The sequence below is a fragment of the Desulfosarcina cetonica JCM 12296 genome (assembly GCF_001311845.1).
GTDB lineage: Bacteria > Desulfobacterota > Desulfobacteria > Desulfobacterales > Desulfosarcinaceae > Desulfosarcina > Desulfosarcina cetonica.
Map to the genome: position 1 here is coordinate 1 of NZ_BBCC01000396.1, position 2,245 is coordinate 2,245.

General features: G+C 61.0%; 3 protein-coding genes. 2 read left to right on the forward strand and 1 reads right to left on the reverse strand.

Annotated elements, in window-relative coordinates:
• Positions 1 to 196, forward strand: a 196-nt coding sequence (locus JCM12296_RS34275; RefSeq protein WP_281492265.1) for an MOFRL family protein, incomplete at its 5' end; no start/stop codon positions are given.
• Positions 197 to 236: 40 nt separating this feature from the next.
• Positions 237 to 1,670, forward strand: coding sequence for a pyruvate kinase (pyk, locus tag JCM12296_RS34280; protein WP_246805306.1), 1,434 nt, complete (start codon positions 237 to 239; stop codon positions 1,668 to 1,670).
• Between the two features lie 137 nt (positions 1,671 to 1,807).
• On the opposite strand, the gene JCM12296_RS34285 is transcribed toward pyk, so the two are convergent.
• On the reverse strand, positions 1,808 to 2,245 hold a 438-nt coding region (locus JCM12296_RS34285), incomplete at its 5' end, for an AzlD family protein (protein WP_218188436.1).

The window sequence follows — 2,245 nt, forward strand, 5'->3', positions numbered from 1 at the left end:
CGGACCGACCGATGCGGCCGGCGCCTTTGCCGACGGCGGCACCTGTCGACGGGCCAAGGCCCTGGGACTCAAACCCGCCGCCTTCCTGGCCGATAACAACGCGTACCCCTTCTTCCAGGCATTGGGCGATCTTTTCATCACCGGCCCCACCCGCACCAATGTGATGGATCTGCAGATCATGCTGGTCGACGCATGATCGACAGATTCGCTAACCGTTCAACCACAAAGGAATGACCATGTTCCCGTCCAACAAAACCAAAATTGTTTGCACCATCGGCCCGGCGTCGTGCTCGACCGAGGTCTTGACCCAACTGATCCAGGCGGGAATGAACATTGCCCGTCTCAACTTTTCCCATGGTGATTTCAGCGGCCATGCCAAGGATATCCAAGCCATCCGCCAGGCAGCGGCGGCCGCCGGACAGCCGGTGGCGATCATGGCCGACCTGCCGGGGCCCAAAATCCGTATCGGCGAGTTGTCCGAGGAACCCATCATGCTCAAGGGGGGGCAGCCCCTGACCCTCACCACCGAAGATATGGCCGGAACGGCTGCGTGCATCGGCGTCAATTTCGAACGGCTGCCCACGGTGGTCCATCCCGGCGACCGCGTTTACATCAACGACGGCTTCATCCAGCTCAAGGTCTTGTCGGTGAAAGCGCCGAAAGTCGAATGCGAAGTGGTGGTCGGGGGCATGATTCGCTCGCGCAAGGGGCTCAACATTCCCGATGTGGATCTGGGGATCTCGGCCTTTACCGACCACGACCGCCGCTGCATGGCCTTCGCCCTTGAAAATGGTGTCGATGCGGTCAGCCAGTCCTTTGTGGAAAGTGCCGCCGACATTGAAACGGTCAGGGCGGCGGCCCACGCCATGGGCTACGATCCTTTTATCATCGCCAAGATCGAGCGCTCCCGCGCCGTGGACAACCTGGCCACCATCCTGGATGCCACCGACGGCATCATGGTGGCCCGCGGTGACTTGGGGGTGGAAATTCCCATCGCCAAAATCCCCTCGGTGCAAAAACGCATCATGGAGATGGCCAACCGACTGGGCAAACCGATCATCACCGCGACCCAGATGCTAGAGTCGATGACCACCAACCGGCTGCCCACCCGTGCCGAGGCCACCGACGTGGCCAATGCCATTCTCGACGGCACCGACTGTGTCATGCTCTCCGGCGAATCCGCGGTGGGCGACTATCCCCAGGAAGCCGTCGCCATGCTGCGCGCCATCGCCACCGATATCGAGCCGAACCGTTCCCATTACGGCCATGGCACCAGCCCCACGATGGCCGGCGACGCCTGCCCGGTAACCTTTTCCGAGATCATCGCATCCAGCGTGGCGGCAACCCTGAACTGTATCCAACCGGCAGCCATTATCACGCCCACACGCGGCGGCACCACGGCCAGGCGCATCTCGCGCTTCCGCCTGCCGGTGTGGATCGGTGCCGTGAGTTCCCAAAAGAAAACCTGTCAGGAGCTGATTTTCTCATACGGCGTGATGCCGGTCTTCGAGCCGGATCACCCCGGCGAATGGCGCCCCTGGATTCGGGACTGGCTGGCTGGCCACGGAGCGTCCGGCGACATCGTGGTGCTCACCGAAGGCCCGTCGGCCAAGTATCCGCATCGCAACAACCGCATGGAGATTATCGACTTAAAGCAAAAAAATGAATGACAAATGTCCAAGCGCAAATGTCAACTGGAGGATAGGAATCGATTTTAGAAAAAGTCGTCTGAAGCTGGGAGGATATTTATAATAACGGCAGGGTACCTTCATTTGTCATTTGGATGTTGGCCTTTGACATTGCCCCTTCACCCTATCCATCGTCCTGCGGCCACGACCCCCATTCCCAGCAGCATGGCCAGGAGCACGTTCTTCGTTTTCCAGGCACACCAGGCCGTGGCCAGGGCGGCAACCGCACCCAGAATACCGCTGGAAACGATCCCCGGCGCCACCAGGGAGATCAGGATGGTACCGGGCAGCGCGTCCATGAAACGCCGGAACCCGCCGTTTTTGGGCAGGTGCCCGGCCAGCAGCAGCCCTCCCAACCGCAGGCCGTAGGTCACCAGCGCCGCCCCGCCGATGGCCAGAACAAGGTTCGGATTGATGTCATTCATGAAATTCACCGAAAGTTCTCCTTTGACGGGGTCGGCCAGGATCGCCCCGCAAAGGCCGACCGGCTGCACGCAGGTGCGCCAGAACCGCACCAGGCACCGCCCAGGCCGCCAATCACGATATACCATTCCGGG